Here is a 26,931-nt window from a genome sequence, read left to right as displayed (position 1 = left end):
CGCACCCCGCAGACCACAACCAAACCGCTTATCCGGCCAGGAGATCGGGCCTGTGGCGGCGGACCCAGCCGCCCATCGGGCCGTTCTGCCACAGGGCGTCGAACTCGCCGAGCGGGATCGCGACCTCCGGACGGCCCGTGGCGGGGTCCACGGGGACGCTCGCCAGGCGGTCACGCACCCAGCCGGGCACGCGCGGCGGCACCGTACGCTCGCCCCATCCGACCAGCCCGACCGAGCGCAGGGGCTGAACCCGCACCCGCACGCCACCCGGACGGCCGATCGTGCGAGGGCCGGCCAGCTGGGTGTCCACGACGTCGATCCTGGTGACGTCGGGCCAGCGGAGGCGGACGCGGAAGCCGTACGAGTCGGTCAGCTCCACCCCGTCGGCGGAGAAGCGGACGACGGTGCCCGAGGCCAGGCGGCGGTGCTTGGCGGCGAGGACGGCGAGCAGGGCGGCGGTGGCGAGAGCGCCGACGACGGCGCCGAGCGCGGTGCTGCCGGTGAAGATCGCTCCCAGGAGGAGGCAGACGGCGAAGAAGAGCACGAGCGGGGCGATGAACGGGGCGGCGAAGCGCGGGAAGCCGCCCGGGCGCATGCGGAATTCGTCCATGAGTCAGGTGGCGAGAAGGCCGCGGCGGTAGGCCTCGCCCACGGCGGCGGCGCGGTCGCGGACGTCGAGTTTGGTGTAGATGTGCAACAGGTGGGTCTTGACGCTGGCCTCGCTGATGAACAGTCTGGCGGCCGCCTCCTTGTTGCTTGCTCCCCCGGCCACCAGGCGCAGCACCTCCAGCTCGCGCTCGCTCAGCGTGCCCCTGGCGGGCCTGCGTACAGACTCGGCCAGGCGGCCGGCCGCCGCGGGCGCGATCACGGTCTCGCCCCGGTGGGTGGCTCGGACGGCGCGTACCAGCTCCTCCGGCGGGGCGTCCTTCAGGAGGTAGCCGCTGGCGCCGGCCTCCAGCGCGGGCAGGACGTCGGTGTCGAACGTGGTCAGCACCAGCACCCTCGGGCCGGTGCCGCCGAGCCGCCGGATGGCGGTGATCCCGTCGACGCCGGGCATGCGCAGGTCCATGAGGACGACGTCAGGGCGGAGCTCGGCGGCCAGGCGCACGGCCTGCTCGCCGTCGGCCGCCTCGCCGACGATCTCCAGGTCGGGCTCGGCGGAGAGGGCGGCGCGCAGGCCGTCGCGCATGATCGGGTGGTCGTCCGCGATCAGCACCGTCAGCGTCATCGGTCCCCCCTTCCCGAAGGTCATCGTCTCATCGATCGTGCCCCTCGACCGCTCACCCGGCATCACGGGGACCTCCGGCGCGGCCGGTGGCATGGCCTCAGGGCGGACCGATTCTTCACATGGGTGGCCGGCGGTCCTGTGGGCGAGCGACGTGGTCCTCCGCCTGGACGGTGGAGTGGGTTGTGAGGGCGGCGCGATCCACCGCGCGGCCGGCGGGTGCGCTCAGGTCGTGAGTGGGCCTATGGGGAAAGAGCCGACGGGTCCGGCGCGGTATCGCCGTTCTCCGCGCGGGAGGCGGGATGGTCCGCTGGGCGCGGGGCCGGGGTGTCCGGTTGGCGGTCCGTGGGGCCGGGGTCTTCGGCGGGGATGGGCGGGACGGTGGCGGCGACGGCGGTGCCGTGGCCCGGGGCGGACTCGATCTCCAGGGTGCCGCCGACGCCGCGGACGCGCTGTCGCATTCCGTCCAGGCCGAAGCCGTCAGCGGGCGTCTGCGGGTCGAACCCGGCTCCGTCGTCGCGTATGTCGAGGAGAACGAGTTCGTCCGTGTACGACAGGGTGAGGCCTGCCCTGGTAGCTCTGGCGTGCTTGGCGACGTTCGCCAGGGCCTCCTGCGCGACGCGGAACAGCGTGGTCTCCACGTCGGCGGACAATGCGACGGCAGTTCCGGTGACTTCGACAGTGAGGCTCACGCCGGAGGCCCGCGACCAGGACTCGGCCATGTGGCCCAGCGCCTCCGGCAGCCTGGCGTGCTCCAGAGGCCCGGGGCGCAGCGCGCGGACGGACCTGCGGGCCTCGGCCAGGCCGCGGCGGGCGAGCTCGGCCGCCTGGTCGAGGTGGTGGCGGCGGGCCGCGTCCTGGGTGGCGCGATCGGCGGCGTGGAGCTGGCCGATCAGTGCGACGAGGTCCTGCGCCACCGTGTCGTGGATCTCGCCGGCCACGCGGTCCCGCTCGTCACGCACGCCCGCCTGCCTGGCCTGGTCGAGGAGCCTGGCCTGCAGGTCGGCGTTCTCGGCCATGGCGGCGCGCAGCCGTTCGACCAGGCGGCGGCGTTTGTCGTGCTCGGCGGAGACGTACCAGCCGGCCAGGACCAGCGGGACGGCGACGCCGGCGAGCACCGTGAGCAGGGCCGCGCTATCCCCTGGGCCCGCCTGGGCGGCCACGTTGACGGCGGAGGTGAGCATCACGCCCGCCATGACGAGCCGGGCGGGCAGCATGGCGATGGCGAGGGGGTAGCCGATCGAGACGAACACGGTGAAGGCCGCGCTTTCGGCGGCCAGTGCTCCGCCGAGGGCGATGAGGACGAGGTAGTGGCCCACGACGAGCCCGCGACGCGTCTCGCGGCGCGGGTGGAGCCAGGCGATGGGCGCCAGCCACACAGCTGCGGCGGTGGCGAGTCCGGGCCAAGACATGCCCGGGAAGCCGACGGGGAGATCCCCGGAAGGATCCCCTGCCGGCCAGGCGGCGATCGGCGCGAGCAGCCGGCGCAGGAGGGACGGGCCGCCGTCGGCCGGGTCCATGAGGACGGCCGCGACAGCGGAGGCCGCGAGCAGCGCGTAGGCGAGCCCTAGGAACGCCCAGCGCTCGCGGCCGTCGAGCCACTTCATGGGATCCAGCGTGGCACGACACCGCGAGTGAGGCCGGAGTGCGGCCGGCCGCCGGCGGTGGGTCCACCGATCGGTGGATGCCCGGCATCCACCGCACGTCGCGCCGCCCGGGCGATGTGGACCCAGACTGACCTGGGCGAACATCGCCGTATGAGCAATCCGACACGGAGAAGCATGTTCCAGCTGGCCGCCGTCGCGGGCGCGGGCGCCACGGCGGTCGCGGCCAAGCCCAAGGAGGTGACCACGTTCGTCTTCGTGACCGGCTCGAACGGCGTGGCCACCGACGACGCGGAGCTGACGCTGCGCGGCCACCGCACCGTGGGCGTGAGCCTGCCGGGGCACGGCCCCGAGGAGCAGTTCCACCACGCCTACCAGGCGCCGCAGGACCTGGCCAAGCTGGCCACGATTCCCTCCCCGATGGCCGGGGTGACGCTGGACGACTACGTGGAGGCCACGGTGGACGTCGTGCGCCGGGTCTCGCGGTACGGCCCGGTCGTCCTGGTGGGCGGCAGCCTGGGCGGCTCGACGATCACCAAAGCGGCCGACGCGGTCCCCGACCTGATCGACCGGTTGGTCTACGTCTCGGCCTACTGCTGCACGAAGCTGCGTTCGCCGGCGGAGTATCTCGAGACGCCGGAGGGCAGGACGACCCTGGTGGGCAGCCTCCTGGCGGGCGTCGTCGGCGACCCAAGGGTGCTCAAGGCGATCCGCGTCAACTGGCGTACGAACGACAGGAAGTTCCTCGACGCGGCCAAGGCGGCGTTCATGGCCGACGGGACCGACGGCGAGTTCCTCGCCATGCTCAACTCGTCGCTCCCGGACGAGAGCCTGCAGGTGTCGAGCGCCGACGCCCGGGGCCGCAAGGGCGCCTGGGGGCGGGTGCCCCGCGCGTACATCAGGCACTCGCGGGACCGGGTGATCCCGCTCGCGCTGCAGGATCGCATGATCAGGGAGGCGGACGCGGCGACGCCGGGCAACCGGTTCAAGGTCTTCACGGTGGAGACGTCGCACGCGCCGACGCCCGTGGCCTATCGGCGGATCACGGAAATCCTCGATCGGCTCGCGAAATGAAAAGACGGACGTCTCCTTCGGAGACATCCGTTCAATGCTGGGGTACCAGGACTCGAATCTAGACAAACTAAACCAGAATAAGAGCAGCCGCCTCTGGATGGCTCGCCCCGGGCTCGATCGCTATCACCCAAAACGGCGCCTTACCTGCGTTGTAGCGGCCGAACGCCCTTCATCAGGTGTCCGGTTGTGTCCAGTCGTCATCGGCTATCTACGGGCTCTCGTTCCCCGTGCGTTCCCACGGGCCTGCCCGGCCCTCCACTCGGGGGAGGTCTCCGCTGAGACCTCCCCGTACACGTTCACGCCGGCTCCGGGTCTACCGGCTGAGAAGATCGCAGACCCGCGGATCGGACGTCTTTAGTACCACCAATAGAGCATCCAGCGAGGGCTGTCCCATTCGCACTTCGTCGGTGTTTCGTACGTGATTGAAGCTCTCTTGCATGCCGCTTTCGTCTGGTATGCCTGAATGGGGTGCCATTTGGCAGCGTGGGCGGGGGTCGCCATGGCGGTGGTTCCGACGAATCCCGCCGTCGCCAGGGTCAACGCCACGGCGATTTTCGTGAACTTCTGCCGCATGAAATCAAGCGTCCCTTCGGTTCGTTTGATCGGCTGACTGAACCTCGCGAGAAACCGTAGGCGTGGCCACCACAAAACCGCCATACAGCCACCACATTTGGACCTCCCGCGCACCGTCGTCGAGGCGAACCGCCAACCCGTCTACGTTTCCGTCGCGCTGAGGCGTCTCACACGGCTTCGACCCTTGATCCGCCGAGCTGGTGCGGTGACCACCGATGTTCACCGAATCCGATGATCGATACGTTTGCTGATGGGCTGCCCCGCGACGGGGTGGTTCCGGGGTCAAGAAGCGTAGAGGCCGGCCAAGCGGCGGACGTCGGCACGGATCGACCGACGCAGCAACCACCTCAGCGCCGGCTCCAGCAACCTCTCGGAGGTCACGCGTGGGGTGACGCGCACGTGGAAGGTGAAGCGGCACCGGTCCTCGCCGAGCGGCTCGACGAGTCTGCCGCCCTCGGCATCGATCCCCGAGGTGGTGCGCCAGGCGAACGAGCGCCCCGGCTCCACCTGGATGACCTCGCCGCCGTTGCGGTAGGTCCGGCCCGCGAACCGCATCACCTCGGCGGTGGTCGTGCCCACCCGGACGATGCCTTCGGGGCGCGGCGCCATCGTCTCGACGCCCTTGCGCCAGCGTGGGTCCTGGCCGTAGTCGGCGACGACCGCCCACACACGCGCGGCCGGGCAGGCGATCTCCCCGTCCTCCTGAAGCTCGATCATCCGGCGATGATATGGGGCTGGTCGAGATGCCGGTGAACACGGTGAACGCTCGTGGTCACTGCACCAGCGAGGCTCCGCCTCGGACCAGTCGGCGCGGCCGCAGCCGCCTCAATCTCGCTGTGCCCACGCCACGACCACAGCACCCGTCAGAGACATGATCCTGCGCCTCTGAAGAGGTCACAGGCGAGCGCACAGAACTGGCGCCAGAGGCATGCTGTCCCGGGACTGCGGGTGAGAGCCATTGAACGGCGCCAGGAGCTTGATCGCTCCCCGCTCGCTCCCAAACCGCCCTAGAAACGATCAAGGCGGGGGTCTCAATGAGACTCCCGCCGCAGGTAGAGGGCCTTGCTGGGGTACCAGGACTCGAACCTAGACTAACTGAACCAGAATCAGTCGTGCTGCCAATTACACCATACCCCACCGCTGCGAACCCCTCGGAGTGCGCTTGGCGACGTCCGAAAGAATAGCCCAGCTCGGGGCTAAGACCAAAACGAATAGCCGAGCGGTCCCTCCATTGCCCGCACCGTGCCAAGCTGATGGGGACAAAACACCACGTGGAGGAGCCCGAGCGTTGGCCGAGAATCCGTTCTTCGCCCCTAGCGACCTGCCGTACGAGCTGCCGCCCTTCGCCGACATCCGCGAGGAGCACTACGTGCCCGCGTTCCGGCGCGGCATGGCGGAGCAGCTGGCCGAGGTCGATGCGATCGCCGGCAATGCGGAGCCGGCGACCTTCGACAACACGATCGCCGCGCTCGAACGGTCGGGGCGGATCCTCGACCGCACGGCCACGGTCTTCTACAGCATGGCCGCGTCCAACTCCAGTGACCGGATCATGGAGATCGAGAAGGAGATCTCGCCTGAGCTGACCCGGCACAGCGACGCGATCCGGCTCAACCGGGCGCTGTGGGCCCGCATCAAGCAGGTGGCCACGGAGGATCCGGAGGAGGCCTGGCTGCTGGAGAAATACCGGGACGACTTCATCAGGGCCGGCGCCGACCTGTCGGAGCCGGAGCAGGACCGGCTGCGCGAGCTCAACGAGGAGCTGTCGAAGCTCTCCACCGAGTTCGCGCAGACCCTGCTCAAGGCCTTGACGGAGTCGGCGCTGACGGTGGAGGACCCCAAGGAGCTCGACGGGTTCGACGAGGACAGGATCGAGTCGCTGCGCAAGGACGGCAAGTACGTCCTCCCGCTGCTCAACTTCACCGCCCAGCCCGGCCTGGCCCAGCTCACGAACCGGGACGTGCGGCGCAGGCTCTACGAGCTGAGCGTCGGGCGGGCCCCGGTCAACTTCGAACGGGCCGCCAGGATGGCGATGCTGCGGGCTGAGCGGGCGGCTCTGCTCGGGTTCCCCAACCACGCCGCCTACTCGGTGGCCGACCAGACCGCGAAGACCGTCGAGGCGGTCGAGGAGATGCTCGGCCAGCTCGTGGGACCCGCCGTGCGCAACGCCAAGCGGGAGGCCGAGGAGCTCGCGGAGACGGCCGGCTTCGACATCGAGCCGTGGGACTGGCCGTTCTACTCCGAGAAGGTGCGCGAGGCCCGCTACGACTTCGACGCCGACGCGATGCGGCCGTACTTCGAGCTCAACCGCGTCTACCGGGACGGCATCTTCCACGCGGCCACCCGGCTGTACGGCGTCACCTTCACCGAGCGGCCCGACCTGGGCGGATACCACCCGGACATGACCGTGTTCGAGGTGTTCGACGAGGACGGGAGCCGGCTGGGCCTGTTCCTGCTCGACCCGTACGCCAGGGAGAACAAGCGCGGCGGGGCGTGGATGAACAACCTCGTCGACCAGTCGTTCCTGTTCGGGGTGCGGCCCGTGGTGATGAACAACCTCAACGTCACCAAGCCCGCCTCGGGGCCGACGCTGCTGACGTACGACGAGGTGAACACCGCTTTCCACGAGTTCGGGCACGCGCTGCACGGGCTGTTCTCGCAGGTGCGGTTCCCGCGGGTGTCGGGCACCAGCGTGCCGCGCGACTTCGTCGAGTACCCGTCGCAGGTCAACGAGATGTGGGTGACCTGGCCGGAGATCCTGGCCAACTACGCCAAGCACCACGAGACGGGCGAGCCGATGCCGGCCGAGCTGGTGGAGAAGCTGCAGGCGGCCGAGAAGTTCAACCAGGGCTTCAAGACCGTCGAATACCTGGCCGCCACGCTGCTCGACTGGGCCTGGCACAAGCTGGCGCCCGGGGAGACGGTGAGCGACGCCGAGGCGTTCGAGGTGGCGGCCCTGGAAGCCGCGCAGATCGCCGTGCCGCAGGTCAGGCCGCGCTACCGGACCAACTACTTCGCGCACATCTTCGCGGGCGGCTACAGCGCCGGCTACTACTCCTACATCTGGAGCGAGGTGCTGGACGCCGAGAGCGTGGAGTGGTTCAAGGAGAACGGCGGACTGACCAGGGCGAACGGCGACCACTTCCGCCGCGAGTTGCTCTCCCGCGGCGGGAGCCTCGACCCGCTGACCGCCTTCCGCAGCTTCCGCGGGCGCGAGCCCAGCATCGAGCCCCTGCTCAAGCGCCGCGGGCTCGACTGATCACCGGAACGCCGCGGCGTGCTCGGCGGCCCACTGCGCGAACGTGCGCGGTGGGCGCCCCGGTCGCTCGTCTTCCCCGCTCCGGTCAACAAATGGCTCATGCCGGAAGACGTCAGGAGCTGTCGCGGCAGGTTACGTTCCTGAATGGAGCCGCGTCAGGGCGGTGCGCAGGCGGTCCTGGGTGCGCTCGCGGCCGAGCACCTCGATCGACTCGAACAGCGGCAGGCCCACCGTGCGGCCGGTGACCGCGACCCGCACCGGCGCCTGCGCCTTGCCGAGCTTGAGCCCGTGGGCCGTGCCGACCTCCTCCAGAGCCTCCTTGAGCGATTCCGGATCCCAGCTCACCGCCTCCAGCCGGCCGAGGAAGCCGGTGATGATCTCCACAGGGGAGTTCTTCATCGCCTTGTCCCAGGACGCCTGGTCGAACACCGGCTCCTCGAGGAAGAGGAAGTCGACGTTCTGCCGGATCTCCGACATCACCGCGATGCGGGTCTGGGCCAGCGCCGCGACCTTGCTGAACCGCTCGCGGTCCCAGGAGGGGTCGAGGTAGGGCGCGCAGCGCTCCTCGAACGTCTCCAGCGGCAGCGCCCGGATGTACTCGCCGTTGAACGCGCGCAGCTTCTTCTCGTCGAAGAACGCGCTGGCGGAGTTGACGTCCTCCAGCCGGAACAGCGGCACCATCTCCGACCACGGCATGATCTCGCGGTCCTCGCCGGGGCCCCAGCCGAGCAGCATGAGGTAGTTGACCATGGCCTCGGCCAGGTAGCCCTCGGCGCGGTAGTCCTCCAGCGCCACCTTGTCGCGGCGCTTGGACAGCTTCTTGCGCTGCTCGTTGACGATCACCGGGAGGTGCGCCCACACCGGCGGCGTCGCGCCCAGCGCGGGCCACATCAGCATCTGCTTGGCCGCGTTGCCCAGGTGCTCCTCGCCGCGGATCACGTGGGTGATGCCCTGCGTGATGTCGTCGACCGCGTTGGCCAGCACGTAGAGCGGCGAGCCGTCGGTGCGGGCGATGACGAAGTCCTCCTGCGCCTCGTTGGGGAACTCCACGTTGCCGCGCACCTCGTCCGCCACCACGGTCACGCCCTCGTCGGGGGTGCGGAAGCGGACCGCGCCCTCGGTCAGGCCCCGCTCGCGGCAGTAGCCGTCATAGCCCTTGTGCTCGGAGCCGGTGCGGGCCACGAGGGCCTCGCGGGTGCAGTCGCAGTAGTAGGCCCGCCCGTCGGCGAGCAGCTTGGCCACCGCCTCACGGTGCTGCGGCTCGTACGCCGACTGGAAGTAGGGGCCCTCGAACACCGGGTTGGTGCCGTTGATGCCGATCCAGTCCAGCGCGGAGATGATGCCCTCGGTCCACTCCGGCCGGTTGCGCGACGCGTCGGTGTCCTCGATGCGCAGGACGAAGCGGCCACCGGACTGCTCGGCCAGCGCCCAGTTGAACAGCGCCGTGCGAGCGCCGCCGACGTGGAACATGCCGGTTGGGGACGGGGCGAAACGCACCCGTAGATCAGTCACGGGAGACCACCTTGTTCGTGAGTGTGCCGATGCCTTCGATGCCGACGCTGACCTCGTCACCGACCTGCAGCGGGCCGACGCCTGCCGGGGTGCCGGTCAGGATGACGTCGCCGGGGATCAGCGTCATGACCGCGCTGACGTACGCCACCAGCGCGGGGATGTCGTTGATGAGCTGGCTGGTGCGGCCGCTCTGGCGCACCTCGCCGTTGACCGTGGTCGTCAGCGCCAGGTCGCTCGCGTCCAGGTCGGTCTGGATCCACGGCCCCAGCGGGCAGAACGTGTCGAACCCCTTGGCCCGGGTGAACTGCACGTCCTTCCTCTGCAGATCGCGGGCGGTGACGTCATTGGCGCACGTGTAGCCGAAGACGACGTCCTTGACCCGCTCGACCGGGACCTCGCGGCAGAGCCTGCCGATCACCACCGCCAGCTCGCCCTCGTAGTCGACGCGGTCGGACAGCGACGTGGGATAGGCGATGTTCTCCCCGTGGCCGATCACCGAGGTGGACGGCTTCATGAAGATGAGCGGCTCCTCGGGCACCTCGTTGCCCATCTCGCGCGCGTGCTCGGCGTAGTTTCTGCCGATGGCGATCACCTTGCTGGGCAGCATCGGGGCCAGCAGCTTCACCTGGGAGAGCGGGGACCGCTCGCCGGTGAACTGCACCTCGCCGAAGGGGTGGCCGGAGATCGTGGAGACGAACTCCTCGCCCGGGCCGCCTTCGACCACGCCGAACGACACGCCTTCGCCTGTGGAGAACCTCGCTATACGCACCTGACAAGGCTATCGCCGCCGCCGTGGGGCTCCGCCCAGATCGGCAGGGCGCGCCGTTAGCCTGGAGTCCTCACTGAGGAAAGGGGTTCCCGTTGTCCGTCGTGAAGATCAACGTGCTGACCGTGCCCGCCGAGATGCGCGAGCAGCTCGAGAAGCGCTTCTCCAACCGGGCCGGGATGGTCGAGTCCGCCGACGGGTTCGAGTGGTTCGAGCTGCTCAGGCCGGTGGACGGCACGGAGCGGTATCTCGTCTACACGCGCTGGCGCAGCGAGGAGGACTTCCAGAAGTGGCAGCAGAGCCAGGCGTTCGCCCGCGGGCACGCCCAGGCCGCCGCGGCCGCCGGCCAGGGGCACGGTCACGGGCACGGGCCCGCGGCGACCGACTCCGAGGTGTGGACGTTCGAGGTCGCCGAGTCCGCGGCCCCCAAGGCGTAGTCAGCCGTCCAGCGGGTTGCGCGTGATCCGGTCCACGATGCCGCCTTGCACGAACTGCGCGGCGAAGCTGGCCGGCTTGCGCGCCCCCTGCTCGGAGATGCACACGGCGAACTCCTTGGCGATCTCCAGGCGCGGGTGGCGCTCCAGCGCCTCCCGCCGCACCTCGGCGGGGATCTCGTCGACACGGCGGCCGGAGATGTCCATGCCGGTCGAGAGCTCCAGCAGGTGCCCCTCGGGATCCTCCTCCACCGGCACCTCCTCCCACATGTGCCGGATGATCACCTCGGCGGCGCGTTGCCTGCGCTCGGGCGACCAGCCGGCCCCGGCGCAGAAGGCCCAGGCCACGTGCCCGCCCGCCTCCTCGTACGGCACCGTGTGGCTGTCGAACTCGGCGACCAGCCCGATGTCGTGCAGCATGGCCGACACGTAGAGCAGCTCGGCGTCGAACGCGATGTCGTTGCCCCGCGCGTACGCGGCCGCCCACAGGTAGGCGCGGATCGAGTGGTTGAGCAGTGACGGCGAATGGTAGCGGGCGGCCACTTCCAGCGCGCCGCGGCAGGCGGGGGTGTCCGGGATCACGAGGTCGTCGAATGTCACATCCCCCAGCATGCCAGTGGAGCGGAGAAGGCAGCGGAGTTCCCGAGCCAATAAGAACTCGCCAGGCTAACGAATCGAGCACTCAGCTTGACCAGCTGATCCTGATTCGGACAGCATGTTCCGCCTTCAACTTTTGTCCCGAAAGGAACTGGCGTGCGCCGGCTCGCGATACCTCTTGCCCTCACACTCGCACTCGGCGGGTTCGTGAGCCCCGCGCAGGCCGACAAGGTGACGCGCACCGCGGCCTGCCAGGGCGACTGGTTGCCCGGCACGCCGACGGCCGAGGAGGTCATGCGGGGCGAGCTCGCGCTGGTGGGGCTGCCGGCGTACCAGCTGGGCAAGAAGATCAACTGGGGGGCCAGCCCGTACAAGAACCGCTCGTGGGAGTTCGTCTTCCAGTCGCTGCGCTGGATGGGCACGCTGGTCGTCGAGTACGAGAACACCGGCGAGCAGCGCTACCTGGACCGCGCCGAGGAGATCACCAAGGACTGGGTGGCGAACAACAAGTACGGCGCCCGCGGGACCAAGCCGTACGTGTGGAAGGACCACCCGGTCTCGCTGCGCACCCAGGCGCTGCTGTGCCTGAGCATGCACGTCAAGGAGAGCTGGCTGAAGGACAGCCTGGCCGTCCACGCCAAACTGCTCGCGAACCCGCGGCTCTACAAGAAGGGCCACAATCACGGCATCGACCAGGACATCGCGCTCATGGGCATCGGCTGCAGGTACGGCCGCAAGGACTGGGCCGACCTGGCCTCCAGGCGCCTCACCGGCACGGTGAAGATCGATGTCGACGCCCAGGGCGCGCTTATGGAGCAGGCGCCGCGGTACGCGGTCTACGTGTACAGCCGGCTCCAGGTCGCGATGATCAACATGAAGTCCTGCGGCCGCAAGGTGCCTGGTGCGATCGCCTCCCGGACCGAGGCGCTGAAGGACTTCATCGCCCACGCGACCATGCCGAACGGCTACATGGTGCCCATCGGTGACGGGACCGCCGACACCGAGCCGAAGATGGAGACCGGCACGCCGAAGCAGAAGGTCAAGGCGTACCGGGCCGGCTACGTGTTCGGCCGGACGGCCTGGGGCAAGCCGGAGTCGGCGTACTACTCGATCAGGTACGGGCCCGGCATGAAGTACCACGGGCACGAGGACCACCTGGGCGTGACGTACTACGCGCAGGGCCGCGACATCCTCGTGGACGGCGGCTTCCACTCCTACGAGAAGAGCTCCTACCGCTACTGGACGCTCTCCCCGGAGGCGCACAACGTCCCGACGGTGGCCGGCGCCCGCTTCCGGCCGCACACCTCCGCCACGCTCACCAAGTCGTCGTACGGCGCGGACCGGCAGTCGTTCCGCGTGACCGACAAGGCGTACGGCGTGAGCCGGAGCCGGTCCGTGCTGGTCAACCACGGCGAGGACGTGATGGCGGTGCTGGACACGGCCTCGGGCGGCAGGAAGGTCAGGAACCTGTGGCGCTTCGACCCGTCGCTCAAGGTGGTCTCCAACAAGGGCGGCGAGGTCGTGCTGGGGGACGGCAAGTTCAAGGTCACGCTGGTGCAGTTCTCGGGGTGCGACCGGGTCGGCGGGCAGCAGGTGGAGCGCGGCGGGAAGCTCGGATGGGTGTCGCCGACGTACCTGTCGAGGAAGCCGGCCAACGTGGTCGTCTCACCCGCGGCGAAGTCCCTGCTTACGGTGATCGTGCCGGGCGCGGAGTCGCCGAAGGTGTCGTGCTCGGGCGGGAAGGTCACGGTCGAAGGCGTGTCGTTCCCCCCGGACCTCTTCTGATGACCCGGTGAAGCGGGATCGCTGTTGCTTCTTGCCTGATCCAACACAGAAGTGTGCAGGAAAAAACATCGATCAAGGTCCTGCCGTGCGTGCCGCTCGATAGATAAGGTCTTCCCGGCATGTGGCGCAAAACCGTCACACGCAGTCATACCTTGCACCACAAGCGCGAGCACCTAAGGCAAAAACCCCATATGGCGAGTACGGAACCGTTACGGACGACCGAGACGGTCGAAGCACCATGTCGCGTCCACGAGGCGATCGAAGCGCAGAGCCGGCGTACCCCGGAGCGCACGGCCGTCGTGGCGGGCACCACCAGGCTCGGCTACGCGGAGCTGAACCGCAGGGCCGACGACGTCGCACGCGCCCTGTCCGAGCGGGGCATCGGACCCGGCCGGCTGGTCGGCGTCTGCCTCGACCGCGACGAGTGGCTGATCCCCGCGCTGGTGGGGGTGTGGAAGGCGGGAGCGGCCTACGTGCCGCTGGACCCCGCCTACCCGGCCGAGCGGTTACGGTTCATGGCCGAGGACGCCGCGGTGACCGCGGTGCTCACCTCGGCCGCGCTGCGCCGTACCGCCGCCCTGACCGGGGCCGCGCCCATCCTCGTCGACGACGTGACACCCGGCGACGGCGCGCCGTACGTGCCCGGGGATCCGAGCGACCCGGCGTACGTCATCTACACCTCCGGCTCCACCGGGACGCCCAAGGGCGTGGTGGTGGAGCACCGCAACACCATGAACCTGCTGCGCTGGGAGGCCGCCGCCTACACCGCCGAGGAGCTGGACGGCATGCTGGCCAGCGCCTCCATCTGCTTCGATCCGTCGATCAGCCAGCTCTTCCTTCCGCTGGTGGCCGGCGGGACGGTGATCCTGGCCGACAACCTGCTGGCGCTGCCCAGCCTGCCGGCCCGGGACGAGGTGACCACGGTTTACGGGGTGCCCTCCGCGCTGGCGATGCTGCTGCGCGAGCCGCTGCCGGGCGGGGTGCGCGCGGTGTTCTCCGGCGGCGAGCCGCTGACCGGCGCGCTGGTGCGGCGGATCTACGCCAACCCCGGGGTGCGCCGGGTACTCAACCTGTACGGCCCGACGGAGTGCACCACCACTTGCGCGATCGCCGAGGTGGGCCGGGACCGCGAGGACGAGCCGCCCCTGGGCGAGCCGATCGCCGGCGCGGTGTTCTCGGTGCGCGACGCGAACGGGAACCCGGTGCCCGACGGGGAGCCGGGTGAGTTGTGGATCGGCGGGCCGGTGGTGACCCGGGGGTACCTGGGGCACGACTCGGCCGCGTTCGGCACCGAACCGGACGGCACCCGGGTCTACCGCAGCGGTGACCTGGTCCGCCGGGTGGCGGGCGAACTGCGCTTCGCCGGCCGGGCCGACGATCAGGTCAAGATCCGCGGCTTCCGGGTGGAACCGGGCGAGGTGGAGGCCAGGCTGGCCCGCCATCCCGCGGTCCGGCGGGCCACCGTGCTGGCCGCGTACGACGACGACGGCGTGGCCTACCTCGTCGGCCATGTGGCGGCCTCCGGCGTCGGCGAGCTGGAGCTGCGCGAGTGGCTGCTCGCCCGCTTACCCGGGCACCTGGTGCCGACCCGGATCGGCGTGGCAGAGGAGCTCCCGCTCGCCCCCAACGGCAAGGTGGATCGCGCGGCCCTGCCCGCGCTGAGCGCCTCCCGGCTGTCCGGCGCGGCGCCTGTCGCCCCCCGCGATGACGACGAACGCCTGGTGACCGAGGTGATCGCGGACGTGCTGGGCCTGCCCGAGGTGGGGGTGCACGACCACTTCGCCGAGCTCGGCGGGCATTCCCTGGCCGCGGCCCGGGTGGTCACCGAGCTGTCGCGCCGGCTCGGGCGGGCCGTGCCCCTGGCGGCCTTCCTCACCGAACCCACCGCGGCCGGGCTGGCCACCCGGTTGTCCCAGACCGAGCCGGAGCTGGTACGCCAGGACGGCCGGACCCGCTACCCGCTCACCGACGCGCAACGCCAGTTCTGGACCCTGAGCCGCCTGCACCCGGACAGCCCGGTCACCACGCTGGGGATCCGGCTGCGCGTCCGCGACCTGCCCGGCGCCGCCGCGCTGCGCTCGGCCCTGGACGCGGTGGTGGCCCGCCACGAGGTGCTGCGCAGCACGGTGTCCGTCGACGAGGACGGCGTGCCGTACGCCGTGGTCCACCCGCCGGCCGCCGTGCCCCTGGTCGAGCACCCCGTGGGGACCGGCCGGGAGAAGGCAGCCAGGGACGCGGCCGCGCACGTGTTCGACGTCGGGAGTGACGTGCCCCTGCTGCGGGCGAGCCTGTGCCCGCTGGGCGAGAACGAGGCCGAGCTGGTGGTCGTGGTGGACCACATCGCCTTCGACGGCGCCTCGGTCGGGGTGCTGATGGCCGAGCTGGCGGCCGAGCTGGCCGGCGAACCGGTCCCCGGGCCCGCGGTCCAGGTCGGCGACGTGGCCGTACGGCAGCAGGAACGGCCGGATCTCACGCGGCTGCGGGAGTTCTGGGAGGCCGAGCTGGCCGGGGCGCCTGCGGCGCTTCCCCTGCCCGCGGACCTGACGGCGGCGCGGGTGATCAGGACGCTGCCGGAGGAGTTCGTGACGCGGGTGGCCGCGCTGGCCAGGGACTGCGGCGCCACCCCGTTCGCGGTCTGGCTGGCCGCCGTGGCCCTGGCGGGCGGCGAGCCGGACACGCTGGTCGCGGTGGCCGCGGCGCGGCGGGCCAGGCCCGAGCTGACCGGCGTCATCGGCCCACTGATCGACACGGTCCCGGTACGGCTGCGGCCGGCCGCCGCATGGACCTTCCGCGACCTGGTCGGGCAGGCCGCCGCCGCGACCACGCGGGCGCTGGTCCACCAGGAGATCCCGCCCGCCGAGCTGCCCCGCGCCCCCGTTCTGCTGGCCATGCAGCACGACATGCCGATGCGTGCGGGAGGTCTGGAGCTGCTCACCGACCTGGGCTCCGGGGCGGCGGGACACGAGCTGAGCGTGCTGGTCAACCGGACGGTGGACGGGGCCGAGCTGCAGCTCGAGTACGCCACCGCCCGCCTCGGCGCGACCGCCGCCGAGGCCTACGTGGAGCGGCTGTCGCGGCTGCTGCGGTGCGCGCTGGAGGATCCCGGCCGGCCGCTGTCGGCGTTCGAGCTCGTCACGCCGGACGAACGCACCGCGCTGCTGGCCCTCGCCGCCGGGCCGGAGCCGGCGGAATTCCCCGAGACGGTGCCGGAGGCGCTGGCGGCGCACACCGGCCCGACGGCCGTGGTCGGCCCGGACGGCACCTCGCTCAGCTATGCCGAGTTGACGGCCTGGTCCGGCAGAGTGGCGGCGGCGCTGCTCGAACATGGGGTGACGCCGGGTGAGGTGGTCGGGGTCTGCCTGCCGCGCGACCACCTGATGCCCGCGGTCCTGCTGGCGGTGTGGCAGGCGGGCGCGGCCTACCTGCCACTGGATCCGGAGCACCCGGCCGAGCGGCTGCGCTGGCTGGCGCAGGACGCCGGTGTGCGGGTGGTCCTCACCCGGGGCGGCGTGGCCGCCGTCCCCGGCGTCACCACGCTGGACGCGGACCGCCTGGCGACCGTCCACAGCGGACGGACGGAGCCGCACCCGGTGCGGGCCGAGGACCTGGCGTACGTGCTCTACACCTCCGGCTCCACCGGCAAGCCCAAGGGCGTCGAGGTCACACACGGGAATCTGGCGGCCTACGTCGCCGGGCTGGTGACCGAGCTGCGGCTGGGTCCGGGCGACATCCAGCCGGCCGTGGCGCCGCTGACCTTCGACACCTCCGTGTCCGAGCTGTGGGTCCCCCTGAGTGCCGGCGGCACCTGTGTGGTGGTGGACCGGGCCACGGCCGTGGACGGGCACGCGCTCGCCGGCCTGATCGCGGCCTGCGGGGCCACGGTGATCGACCTGGTGCCCACCACGTACCGGATGCTGCTGGCCGCGGGCTGGGCCGGCGCGCCGGGCCTGCTCGCCATCTCCGGCGGGGAGACCCTGGATCCGGCCCTTGCCGGGCAGATCCTCCCCCGGGTCGGCGAGCTGTGGAACACCTACGGCCCCACCGAGGCCACTGTCGCCTCGATCCAGCACAGGCTCGGCGCCCACGAGACTGGCCCGGTGCCGATCGGGCTGCCGATGCCGGGTGAGCGGGCCTATGTGGTCGACTCCGAGCTGCGGCTGGCGCCGCCTGGCGCGATCGGCGAGCTGCTGCTGGGCGGCGCGGGTGTGGCACGGGGTTACCGGGGCCGGCCGGAACTGACCGCGGCCGCGTTCGTCGACGACCCGTTCGTTCCCGGCGGCCGGTGTTACCGGACCGGGGACCTGGCACGGTGGCGGCCGGACGGGACTCTGGAGTTCCACGGCCGCCGGGACCACCAGGTGAAGGTGCGCGGATACCGGATCGAGCTGGGCGAGATCGAGGCCGTGCTGCGCGAGGTGGCCGACGGCGTGGTGACCGTGGCGGGCTCGGGGGCGCAGGCGCACCTGGTCGGCTATGTCGCTCCGGAAACGGCCGACGTGGCCGCGGCCGAGCGGCACGTCCGGTCGCGACTGCCCGGCCACATGGTGCCCCGGCGGTGGGTCGCGTTGCCGGCGCTGCCCACCCTGCCCAATGGCAAGGTGGACCGGGCGGCCCTGCCCGAACCGGTCGACGGCCCGGAGACCGAACGGGTCGCGCCCGGCACCGATTCCGAACGCCTGGTGGCCGCCGTGTGGGCCGCCGTGCTGGAGCGGCCTGCCGTCTGGGCCGACGACGATTTCTTCGCCCTGGGTGGGCATTCCTTCGCCGCGACTCGCGTGGCCGGCCGGCTCCGGGAGACGTTGAAGCTGGCCGTTCCTGTGCGGTTGTTGTTCGAGCGACCGTTGCTCGCCGACTTCGCCGCCGGACTGGAAGAACTCTTGATCGCCGAACTGATGGACGGGAGCGACGCATGACCGAGGTTCATCAGGACCGGATCGCCGAGTTGGTCCGCTCCCGGTTCGCCGCTGCCCAGGCCGCGGCCGAGAGCTCGGGTCCTGCGGGCATCCCGGCACTGTCCGCAGCGGACATGCCGCTGTCGCCGGCCCAGGAGCGGCTGTGGTTCCTGGCCCAGTTGGAGCCGGACTCCCCCGCTTACAACGTGCCACTGGCGCTGCGGCTGAGCGGACCGGTGGACGTCGCCGCCCTCACCGCCGCGGTGACCGACCTGGCCGACCGGCACTGGATCCTGCGCGGCGTCATCGAAGGGGCGAGGGTACGGCAGACCGGCGGCGTACCCGTCTCCGTGGTGGACGTGGACCCCGCGGCGCTGGAGCGGGAGCTGTCCGACCAGGCCTGGCGCCCGTTCCGGCTGGACGCCGAGCCGCCCATGCGGGCCACGCTGTTCCGGCTCGGCGGGGACGAGTGCGTGCTCGCGTTGACCCTGCACCACATCGCCACCGACGCCTGGTCGGAACGTCTGCTGCTGCAGGACCTCTCGGCCCTGTACGCGGCCCGGCTCGGCCTGGCCCCGCAGCCGGAACTCCCGGCCTTGCAGTACGCCGACGTGGCCGCGTGGGAGGCCGAGCAGCCTGAGACCGGCCTGGACTGGTGGACGCAGCACCTGGCCGGTCTGCCGCCGGTGCTGGACCTGCCCGCCGCCCGGCCCCGCCCGGCCGTCTCCACCTGGCAGGGGGCCACGGTCGAGGTCGTGGTGCCCGAGTCCCTGTCCGCCAAGGTGCGCGCGGCGGCGGGCGCGACGCCGTTCATGGTGTTCCTGGCCGGCTTGCAGGCGCTGCTGGCCCGCCTGTCCGGCAGCGATGACATCGCCGTCGGAGTGCCGCACGCCGGACGCCACCACCCGGACGCCGAGCAGGTGGTGGGCTGTTTCATCAACACGCTGGTGATGCGCACCGACACCTCCGGCGACCCGACCGGCGCCGAACTGCTGGGCCGGGCCCGCGCCACCGCGCTCGACGCGTTCACCCACGCCCGCACGCCGTTCGAGCGGATCGTGGAGCGGCTTCAGCCGGAGCGGAACCTGTCGATCACCCCGCTGTTCCAGGTCATGCTCAACGTGTACGACGCCGACCCGCCGGTGAACCTGCCGGGCGTCGGCGTACGGGCTGAACCGCTGCCCTCGCCGACGGTCAAGTTCGACCTGAACCTGCAGCTCGGCGACGACGGGACGCGGTTCGCCGGTGAGCTGCGTTACCGGACCGACCTGTTCGAGGAGTCCGCCGCGCGGCAGTTCGCAGACTGGTACCTGGCGCTGCTGGACGGGATGCTCACCGAACCGGAAGCTCCGGTCCGGCTGCCCGCCGGCTCCGATCTGCGTGGCCCGGCCCTGGACTGGCCGACCGACGTGCCGTTGCACGGGTTGTTCGAGCGGATGGCCGACGCCGTCCCGGACGCGCTCGCCGTGTTCGCTTCGCCCGGCGACGCCGAGCGGGACCGGCTCAGCTATGCGGAGCTGGAGCGGCGGGCCAACCAGGTGGCGCACTGGCTGCTGGCGCGGGGGGTGGGGCCGCAGGAGCCGGTCGGGGTGCTGATGGAGCGGCGCCCTGAGCTGGCGGTCGCCATGCTGGGGGTGCTCAAGGCCGGCGCCGCCTACCTGCCGCTGGACCCGGTCTACCCGGCGCGGCGGATCGAGTCCGTCGTGGCCGCCGCGGGCGTCCGGATCGTCCTGACCGAGTCCGAGATCGCCGCCGCCGCACGCGAACCTGGCGACCGCCCGGACGTGCCCGTGCCGCCTGACCACCTGGCGTACGTGATCTACACCTCCGGCTCCACCGGGGAGCCCAAGGGGGTCGCGGTCGAGCACCGGCAGATCACCCACTACCTGGGCGCCATAGCCGAAACCATCCCCGACGGCGCGGCCTCCTTCGCCCTGGTGTCCACCATCGCCGCCGACCTGGGCCTGACCAACGTCCTGTGGGCGCTGACCACCGGCGGCACCTTGCACCTGATCGACCACGAGACCGCCACCGACCCGGCGGCGTACGCCGCCCACATGGCCGCGCACCCGGTGGACGCCGTGAAAATGGTGCCCAGCCAACTGGAGTTGCTGGGCCTGACCGCGCTGCCGCGGAAGCTGCTGGTCCTGGCCGGCGAGGCCGTGCCGGCGGACCTGGTGGATCGGGTACGCGCGGCGCGCCCCGACCTGGTGGTGAAGATCTACTACGGGCCCTCCGAGACCACGGTGTCCGCGCTGGCCTGCGATGCGGCCGAGACCAGGCCAGGCGTGGCGCCGCTGGGCCGGCCGCTGGCGAACGTGGTGTGCCGGGTGGTGGACGCCGCGGGGCGGCCGCTGCCGCACGGTGTGCCGGGAGAGTTGTGGATCGGCGGGCCAGGCGTGGCCCGCGGCTACCTCAACCGGCCCGACCTGACCGCCCAGCGCTTCACTGACGGCTGGTACCGCACCGGGGACCGGGTGCGGGTCGGCCCGGACGGGCTGGTGGAGTTCCTGGGCCGCATCGACGACCAGGTCAAGGTGCGCGGGTTCCGGGTCGAGCTCGGTGAGGTCACCGCCGCGCTGCGGGCCCTGCCGCAGGTGGCCGAGGCCTTCGTGCAGCCGGTCGGCACCGGGGCGTTGCGGCGGCTGGCCGCCTGGGTCACGCCCGCGGGCCTGGACGCGGCGGCGATCCGCGCCGCGTTGCGGGAGCGGCTGCCCGACTACATGGTCCCGGCCGCCATCGGCTCGCTGGAGGCCTTGCCGCTCACTCCGAACGGCAAGGTGGACCGTCAGGCGCTGCCGGTCCCCGAGGCCGCGCCGGCGACGCGGACGCCGCTGGGCACGCCGGCGGAATGCCTGGTCGCCGAGGTGTGGGCCGAAGTGCTCGAACTGCCGCAGGTGTGGGCGGACGACGACTTCTTCGTGCTGGGCGGTCATTCCTTCGCCGCCACCCGGGTGGTCGGCCGGTTACGGGAGCGGCTCGGCGCACCGGTGCCGGTGCGGCTGCTGTTCGAGCACCCGGTGCTCGCGGATCTGGCCGCCGCGCTCCCCCGCCCGTCATCGGCGGCCAAGGCGCGGCGCGAGCGCGTGGAAGGCCCCGTCCCGCTGTCCGGCGCGCAGGCGAGGCTGTGGTTCCTGGCGCAACTGGAGCCGGAGAGCACGGCGTACAACGTGCCGGTGGCGCTGCGGCTGCGCGGGCCGCTGCAGGCCGAGGCGCTGCTGGACGCGGTACGCGACCTGGCCGAGCGGCACCACGTGCTGCGCAGCGTGATCGACGACTCCGGCGCGGAGCCAGTGCTGGTCCTTCGTCCGGCCGCGGAGGTGCCGGTCGTCACCCGGCCCGTCGAGCCATCCGGCGTCGAAGCCGCGCTGGCCGAGCAACTGGCCACGCCGTTCGCCCTGGACCGGGAACCGCCGATGCGGGCCGTGCTGTTCGCCGTCGGCGAGCGGGAACACGTGCTGTCGATCACCTTCCACCACATCGCCACCGACGCCTGGACCAAGGGCCTGCTGTTGTCGGAGCTGTCGTCCCTGTACGCCGCCCGCCTCGGCCTGCGCCCGCCGCCCGAGCCGCCACCGGCCCAGTACGCCGAGGTTGCCCCGCTCCCCGACCTGGCCGATCTGGACTGGTGGGCCGAGCGGCTGCGCGGCCTGCCGCCGGTGCTGGACCTGCCTGCCGACCGGCCCAGGCCCGCGGTGGCCGACCCCGGCGGCGGCGCGGTGGAACTGGAGCTGTCCGCGGAGCTCAGCGAGCGGGTGCGGGCGGTGGCCGCCGCCTACCGGGCGACGCCGTTCATCGTCCTGCTGGCCGGGCTCCAGGCCCTGCTGGCACGGCTGTCGGCGAGCACCGACATCGCGGTCGGCGTGCCGGTCGCGGGCCGGGACCACCCGGAGACCGAGGGCGTGGTCGGTTGCTTCCTCAACACCGTCGTGGTGCGGACCGACGCCGGCGGCGACCCCACCGGCCGCGACCTGCTGGCCCGGGTCCGGGAGGACGCGCTGGGCGCCTTCGCGCACGCGGGCGCGCCGTTCGACCGGGTGGTGGACCGGCTGCGCCCGGACCGGAACCTGGCCGCGACCCCGCTGTTCCAGGTGATGCTGAACTACTACCCCGACCCGGGCCGGCCGGAGCTGTCCGGTCTCGACGCCACCGAGCTCCAACTGGAGGAGCAGACCGCCAAGTTCGACCTGAACTGGCACGTCATCGACGGCGGGCCGGGGAGCCCGCTGCGCGGCGGGCTCGGCTATCGCACCGACCTGTTCGAGCCGGCCACTGCCGCCCGTTTCAACCGGTGGTATCTGGCCCTGCTGGACGGGATGCTGGCCGACCTGGACACGCCCGTGGGCGCGGTGCCGCTGGAGCCGGTCACCGGCCCCGCCATCAGCGGTGAAGGGCCGCCGCCCTTGCCCGGCACCCCGGTGCACCGGCTGATCGAGCGCTGGGTGGACGACACCCCTGACGCGCCCGCCGTGGTGGGCGCGGACCGCAGCCTGACCTACGCGGAGCTGGAGGAATCCGCCAACCGCATCGCCCACTGGCTCCTGGACGCCGGAGTACGCGCCGACGAGCCGGTCGGCGTCCTCCTGGAGCCGGGCGCCGACCTGGCCTGTGCCCTGTTCGGGATCCAGAAGTCGGGCGGCGGCTACCTGCCCATGGACCCGGCCTACCCGAGCGCGCGGATCGCCGCCATGCTGGAGGCAGCCGGGGTGCGCGCCGTGGTCACCACGGCGGAGTTCGCCCGCCTGATCGGGCAGGACCGCCGGGTGCTGACGCTGGACCGGCTCCCGTCCGTGGCCTCGACCAGGCCGGCGGTCGACGTACGGCCGGAGCACCTGCACCATGTGATCTTCACCTCCGGGTCCACCGGCACGCCCAAGGCCGTGGCCGCCGAACACCGCAGCGTCATGAGCTACCTGAGCGGCATGCTGCCGCGCATCGGCGTGCCCGGCGGCTCGTACGCCGTCGTCTCCACGCCCGCCGCCGACTTCGGTCTCACCTGCGTCTTCGGCGCGCTGACCACGGGCGGGACGGTCCACCTGGTGCCGCGGGAGACCGCGATGGACCCCGCCGCGTTCGCCGAGTACCTGAGCGCGCACCGCGTGGACGTGGTCAAATGCGTGCCCAGCCATCTGGAGCTGCTGGCCTCCGGCGGCGACCTGGCCGCGGTGCTGCCGGACAAGCTGCTCGTCCTGGCCGGCGAGGCGTGCCCCTGGGACCTGGTGGAGCGGGCCAGGGCAGCCCGGCCGGGACTGCGGATCCAGAGCCACTACGGGCACACGGAATCGACCATGATCTGCCTGGTCTGCGACACCGAGGAGATCCCGGTCGAGCGGCGGACCGGGATCGTGCCGCTGGGCCGTCCGCTGCCGGGGGTGTACGGGCACCTGGTGGACGCGAGCCTGCGGCCGGTGCCTGTCGGGGTGCCGGGCGAGCTGGTGGTCGGCGGCCCCGGGGTCACCCGCGGCTACATCGGCCTGCCGGAGCTGACCGCCGAGCGGTTCGTCTCTGATCCGCTGACCGGGCAGGGGCGCTGCTACCGCAGCGGCGACCTGCTCAGGGTCACCGCCGACGGGCAGATCGAGTTCCGCGGCCGGGTGGACGACCAGGTCAAGGTCCGCGGCTACCGGGTCGAGCTGGGCGAGATCGTCACCGCGTTGCGGGCCCTGCCGCAGGTCGCCGAGGCCGTGGTGCTTCCGGTGGGCGAGGGCAAGGCGAGGCAGCTGGCCGCCTGGGTGACGCCCGCCGCCGTGGAGGCCACCGTGGAAGCCGCAGCGGTCCGTTCCGCGTTACGCGAGCGGCTGCCCGACTACATGGTGCCGGCCCACATCGTCGCGCTCGACCGGCTCCCGCTCAACCCGAACGGGAAGGTGGACCGGGCCGCCCTGCCCGAGCCCCAGGTGGAGCAGGCGGAGTACGTGCCGCCGGCAACGGCGAACGAGGAGCTGGTCGCCCAGGCCTGGGCGACGGTCCTCGACGTGGAGCAGGTTGGGGCGAGCGACGACTTCTTCGCCCTCGGTGGGGACTCCTTCGCCGCCGTGCGTGCGGTCAAAGAGATCGGCCGGGGTCTGCGGGTGATCGACCTGTTCACCCGGCCGACGGTGGCCGAGCTGGCCGCGTTCTTGGATCGCGAGGACGGCGGAGGGCTGCTGCACCGCTTGGGCGGCGGCCGTACCAGTGAGTTCACCCTGGTGTGCCTCCCCTACGGAGGCGGCTCCGCGGCGGTCTACCAGCCGCTGGCCTGGGCGCTCGGCGAGCGGGTCGAGGTGCTCTCGGTCGAGCTGCCCGGCCACGACCCGGCCCGCCCTGACGAACCGCCGCTGCCGCTGGACGATCTGGTGGAGCTCCTCGCCCCCGAGGTGGCCGCCACCGCGTCAGGCCCCATCGCGATCTACGGCCACTGCGTGGGCTCCGCGCCCGCGGTGGCCCTGGCCCGCAGGCTGGAGGCGGACGGCATACCGGTGATCGGCGTGATCGCGGCCGGCAGCTTCCCCGCGGCCGCCCGGCTGCCCGGTCTGGCCCGGCGGCTCTTCAGGGGCGACCGCTGGGTCTCCGACCGGATGTTCCGCGACGCGCTGCGGGCCACCGGCGGGCTGATGGACGACATGGACGAGGCCGCCCAGCAGGCCGCCGTACGCGCGATGCGCCACGACTCCACCCAGGCCAGGGAATGGTTCGGCCGCGAGCTGACCGGCGGCGGTGCGCCGCTGCGCGCCCCGATCCTGTGCGTGGTCGGCGAGCGGGACCGTATGACCGAGCTCCACCAGGAGCGGTACGCCGAATGGGCGGTGTTCGGGCCCAGGGTGGACCTGGCCGTGCTGCCCCGCGCCGGCCACTACTTCCTGCGGCACCAGGCCGAGCCGCTGGCCGCCCTGGTGATGGAGCACCTGGCGCGCTGGACGAAGGACGATCTGCCCGCCCCGGTGTCTCCGCCCGAGCGCACCGGCCTGCGGCCCTTCTACACCGTGGCCACCGGGCAGCTCTTCTCGGCGGTGGGCTCGGCGCTGAGCTCGTTCGCCCTCGGAGTCTGGGCGTACCAGTCCAGCGGCAAGATCTTCGACCTGGCCCTGGTCGTGATGCTGGCCCAGATCCCGACCGTGTTGTTCACCCCTCTGGGCGGCGCGCTGGCCGACCGGGTGGACCGGCGCCGGATCATGCTGGCCTGCGACGCCGTCTCCGGGCTCGTCATGGCGGCGATGGTGCTGCTGCTGGTCACCGACCAGCTCGCCCTGTGGAACGTGTGCCTCATCGTCGGCGTCACCTCCGTGGTCACCGCGTTTCATCAACCCGCCTACCTGGCCGCTATCGCGCAATTGGTTCCCAAGCCGTACCTGCCGCAGGCCAACGCCCTGGCGAACCTGGGGTTCGGAGTCGGCAACGTGGTGGCGCCGCTGGCGGGCGGCGCGCTGATCGGCACGCTGGGGCTGTCCGCGGTGGTGGCCATGGACGTGATCACCTTCGGGGTGGGGGTGGTGACGCTGCTCGCCGTACGTTTCCCGGACCGGCTCTTCCGCCGGCAGGAGGAGACGTTCCGTGCGGCGCTGACCGGGGGCTGGCACTTCCTGCGCAGGCGCCGCCCGTTGCTGGTGATGGCCCTCTACTTCGCGGTGGTCAACTTCGGCACCGCGCTGATGTGGGTGCTCATCACCCCGGTCGTGCTCGGCCTGGGCTCCTCGGCCGACCTGGGCGTGGTGACCGCGCTCGGCGGTCTCGGCGCCGCCGCGGGCACCGGGCTGGTGCTGGTGTGGGGCGGCACCCGGCGCCGGGCCACCGGCATGGTCGGCTTCGTGATCGGCTCCGGGCTCAGCATGATCCTGATGGGCGCCTGGCCGACGTTGTGGGTGGTCGCCGCCGGGCTGTTCTTCCGGCTGGCCTGCATGAGCATCACCAACGCGCACTGGCTGTCCATCATCCAGGTGAAGGTGGGGCCTGAGCTGCAGGGCCGGGTGCTGGCCGTCAACGTCATGCTGGCCACGGCCATGCAGCCGCTGGGCTTCCTGGCGGCCGGCCCGCTGGCGGACTGGGCGCAGCCGTACACCTCGGGTGGCCCGGGCCGGGGCGCCGCGGTGGTGCTGCTGGCCAGCGGGGTCCTGCTGGTGGTCTGGGCCGTGTTCGGGCTGCGCTACCGGACGCTGCACCACCTGGAGGACCTGGTCCCCGACGCCGCGCCGCCGCCCGAGGCCGCGGCCGACCTGAACGCCGTTCAGGAGCGGGTGCTGGCGGCATGACCCTCACGCAGGAGACGACTCTGGTGACGGCGGCCGACGTGAGCGCGGCCGCCGCCCGGATCGCCCCGTTCCTCCGGGGCACCCCGCTGTTGCCCCTGCCCGGCGAGCGGCTCTGGATCAAGCCGGAGAACCGCCAGCCCACCGGCTCGTTCAAGGTGCGAGGCGCGATGAACGCCGTGGGGCTGCTGGCCGAGAGGGGTGTCGAGCACGTCATCGCCCAGTCCTCCGGCAACCACGCCCAGGCCGTCGCGTACACCGCGGGCCGTCACGGCCTGCGGGCCACCGTGGTGCTGCCCGACACGGCACCGGAGCTGAAGGTCACGGGCGCCCGCCGGCTCGGCGCCGAGGTGGTGATCACACCGCCCGCCCTGCGCGAGGTCACCTGCCTGGCTCTGGCCGACCGGCTCGGGGCGGCGCTGATCCACTCCGACGAGTTCGACGTCATCGCCGGCCACGGCGGCATCGGCCTCGAGATCGCACGTGAGGCGACCCGCCCCGCCACGATCCTGGTGCCGGTCTGCAACGGCGGTCTGCTGGCCGGGGTCGCGGTCGCGGCCAAGTCCGTGGACCCGGCGATCACGGTGATCGGCGTGGAGCCCGAGCTGGCCGCCGACGGCGCGGCCAGCTTCCGCTCAGGCCACCGCACCGCCTGGCCTGTCCAGCAGACCTACCGTACCCGGGCCGACGGCCTGCGCGCCCCGGTCCTCGGCGCGCTGGCCTGGGAGCACATCCGCCGCTATGTGGACAACATGCTCACGGTGAGCGAGGAAGGCATCGCGGCGGCCGCCGATCTCCTGTGGGAGAGACTGGGGGAACGCGCCGAACCCAGCGGCGCGGTGGCGACGGCGGCCTATCTCGCCCACGGCGCGAACCTGCCGCCCGGGCCGGTGGTGGCCGTCCTGACGGGAGGCAACGTGTCCGTCCCAGGCGAAGGCACGCTGGGGAGCGCCGGCTGAACCGTCAGCAGTCCTTTCTTCTGGCCGACGGC

General features: G+C 71.9%; 14 protein-coding genes and 1 tRNA gene. 7 read left to right on the top strand and 8 right to left on the bottom strand.

From position 1 onward, the window contains the following. Positions 1-28 precede the first annotated feature (28 nt). The 3 genes from ACIBX3_RS30700 to ACIBX3_RS30690 form a co-directional block, all read right to left on the bottom strand. Positions 29-610 carry a hypothetical protein gene (locus tag ACIBX3_RS30700; protein WP_397122999.1) on the bottom strand — a complete coding sequence of 194 codons (582 nt, stop codon included), beginning with the start codon at positions 608-610 and terminating at the stop codon, positions 29-31. 3 nt (positions 611-613) lie between these two features. Next, positions 614-1,228 carry a response regulator gene (locus ACIBX3_RS30695; RefSeq protein WP_397122997.1) on the bottom strand — a complete coding sequence of 205 codons (615 nt, stop codon included), beginning with the start codon at positions 1,226-1,228 and terminating at the stop codon, positions 614-616. Positions 1,229-1,467: 239 nt separating this feature from the next. After that, positions 1,468-2,832, bottom strand: coding sequence for a histidine kinase (locus ACIBX3_RS30690; RefSeq protein WP_397122996.1), 1,365 nt, complete (start codon positions 2,830-2,832; stop codon positions 1,468-1,470). A 150-nt stretch (positions 2,833-2,982) separates the two neighbouring features. Between ACIBX3_RS30690 and ACIBX3_RS30685 the strand changes: the two genes are divergently transcribed. Then, positions 2,983-3,903, top strand: coding sequence for an alpha/beta fold hydrolase (locus tag ACIBX3_RS30685; protein ID WP_397122994.1), 921 nt, complete (start codon positions 2,983-2,985; stop codon positions 3,901-3,903). An 855-nt stretch (positions 3,904-4,758) separates the two neighbouring features. On the opposite strand, the gene ACIBX3_RS30680 is transcribed toward ACIBX3_RS30685, so the two are convergent. Then, positions 4,759-5,193, bottom strand: coding sequence for an SRPBCC family protein (locus ACIBX3_RS30680; protein ID WP_397122992.1), 435 nt, complete (start codon positions 5,191-5,193; stop codon positions 4,759-4,761). Positions 5,194-5,541: 348 nt separating this feature from the next. Next, positions 5,542-5,613 (bottom strand) — tRNA-Gln (locus tag ACIBX3_RS30675). Between the two features lie 151 nt (positions 5,614-5,764). Here ACIBX3_RS30675 and ACIBX3_RS30670 point away from each other — a divergent pair. After that, on the top strand, positions 5,765-7,732 hold the full coding sequence (locus tag ACIBX3_RS30670) for a M3 family metallopeptidase (protein ID WP_397122990.1): 1,968 nt from the start codon (positions 5,765-5,767) through the stop codon (positions 7,730-7,732). 132 nt (positions 7,733-7,864) lie between these two features. On the opposite strand, the gene gltX is transcribed toward ACIBX3_RS30670, so the two are convergent. Next, positions 7,865-9,202 (bottom strand): glutamate--tRNA ligase, encoded by a 1,338-nt coding sequence (gene gltX, locus ACIBX3_RS30665; protein ID WP_397123152.1) that lies wholly within the window; start codon positions 9,200-9,202, stop codon positions 7,865-7,867. A 34-nt stretch (positions 9,203-9,236) separates the two neighbouring features. Further along, entirely contained in the window at positions 9,237-10,013 is a 777-nt protein-coding gene (locus tag ACIBX3_RS30660) for a fumarylacetoacetate hydrolase family protein (RefSeq protein ID WP_397122988.1), read from the bottom strand. A 92-nt stretch (positions 10,014-10,105) separates the two neighbouring features. On the opposite strand from ACIBX3_RS30660, the gene ACIBX3_RS30655 reads away from it, so the two are divergent. Beyond that, entirely contained in the window at positions 10,106-10,447 is a 342-nt protein-coding gene (locus ACIBX3_RS30655) for an antibiotic biosynthesis monooxygenase family protein (RefSeq protein WP_397122986.1), read from the top strand. Here ACIBX3_RS30655 and ACIBX3_RS30650 read toward each other — a convergent pair whose 3' ends face one another. Continuing rightward, a complete protein-coding gene (locus ACIBX3_RS30650; protein ID WP_397122985.1) occupies positions 10,448-11,044 on the bottom strand; it encodes an HD domain-containing protein in 597 nt (198 codons plus the stop codon). A gap of 153 nt (positions 11,045-11,197) precedes the next feature. Here ACIBX3_RS30650 and ACIBX3_RS30645 point away from each other — a divergent pair, with 153 nt between their 5' ends. From ACIBX3_RS30645 to ACIBX3_RS30630, 4 genes are all read left to right on the top strand, one after another. After that, positions 11,198-12,826 carry a heparinase II/III family protein gene (locus tag ACIBX3_RS30645; RefSeq protein WP_397122983.1) on the top strand — a complete coding sequence of 543 codons (1,629 nt, stop codon included), beginning with the start codon at positions 11,198-11,200 and terminating at the stop codon, positions 12,824-12,826. Positions 12,827-13,017: 191 nt separating this feature from the next. Next, positions 13,018-17,739, top strand: coding sequence for an amino acid adenylation domain-containing protein (locus ACIBX3_RS30640; RefSeq protein WP_397122981.1), 4,722 nt, complete (start codon positions 13,018-13,020; stop codon positions 17,737-17,739). Beyond that, positions 17,736-25,943, top strand: a complete 8,208-nt coding sequence (locus ACIBX3_RS30635) for an amino acid adenylation domain-containing protein (RefSeq protein ID WP_397122979.1) — start codon at positions 17,736-17,738, stop codon at positions 25,941-25,943. Before ACIBX3_RS30640 ends, ACIBX3_RS30635 begins: the two co-directional genes overlap by 4 nt. Beyond that, positions 25,940-26,899, top strand: a complete 960-nt coding sequence (locus ACIBX3_RS30630; RefSeq protein WP_397122977.1) for a threonine/serine dehydratase — start codon at positions 25,940-25,942, stop codon at positions 26,897-26,899. The genes ACIBX3_RS30635 and ACIBX3_RS30630 overlap by 4 nt, the downstream gene beginning before the upstream one ends. Positions 26,900-26,931: the final 32 nt, after the last annotated feature.

The sequence above is a fragment of the Nonomuraea sp. NPDC049480 genome (assembly GCF_044465905.1).
In the GTDB taxonomy this organism is placed as follows: domain Bacteria; phylum Actinomycetota; class Actinomycetes; order Streptosporangiales; family Streptosporangiaceae; genus Nonomuraea.
This window is presented reverse-complemented; position numbering and strand designations above follow the sequence as displayed.

What these genes read in the sequence shown, in the direction of transcription:
- ACIBX3_RS30630 (WP_397122977.1), top strand. Translation starts at nt 25,940, where the DNA reads ATGACCCTCACGCAGGAGACGACTCTGGTGACGGCGGCCGACGTGAGC.
- ACIBX3_RS30700 (WP_397122999.1), bottom strand. Translation starts at nt 610, where the DNA reads ATGGACGAATTCCGCATGCGCCCGGGCGGCTTCCCGCGCTTCGCCGCC.
- ACIBX3_RS30685 (WP_397122994.1), top strand. Translation starts at nt 2,983, where the DNA reads ATGAGCAATCCGACACGGAGAAGCATGTTCCAGCTGGCCGCCGTCGCG.
- ACIBX3_RS30640 (WP_397122981.1), top strand. Translation starts at nt 13,018, where the DNA reads ATGGCGAGTACGGAACCGTTACGGACGACCGAGACGGTCGAAGCACCA.
- ACIBX3_RS30680 (WP_397122992.1), bottom strand. Translation starts at nt 5,193, where the DNA reads ATGATCGAGCTTCAGGAGGACGGGGAGATCGCCTGCCCGGCCGCGCGT.
- ACIBX3_RS30690 (WP_397122996.1), bottom strand. Translation starts at nt 2,832, where the DNA reads ATGAAGTGGCTCGACGGCCGCGAGCGCTGGGCGTTCCTAGGGCTCGCC.
- ACIBX3_RS30635 (WP_397122979.1), top strand. Translation starts at nt 17,736, where the DNA reads ATGACCGAGGTTCATCAGGACCGGATCGCCGAGTTGGTCCGCTCCCGG.
- gltX (WP_397123152.1), bottom strand. Translation starts at nt 9,202, where the DNA reads ATGTTCCACGTCGGCGGCGCTCGCACGGCGCTGTTCAACTGGGCGCTG.
- ACIBX3_RS30695 (WP_397122997.1), bottom strand. Translation starts at nt 1,228, where the DNA reads ATGACGCTGACGGTGCTGATCGCGGACGACCACCCGATCATGCGCGAC.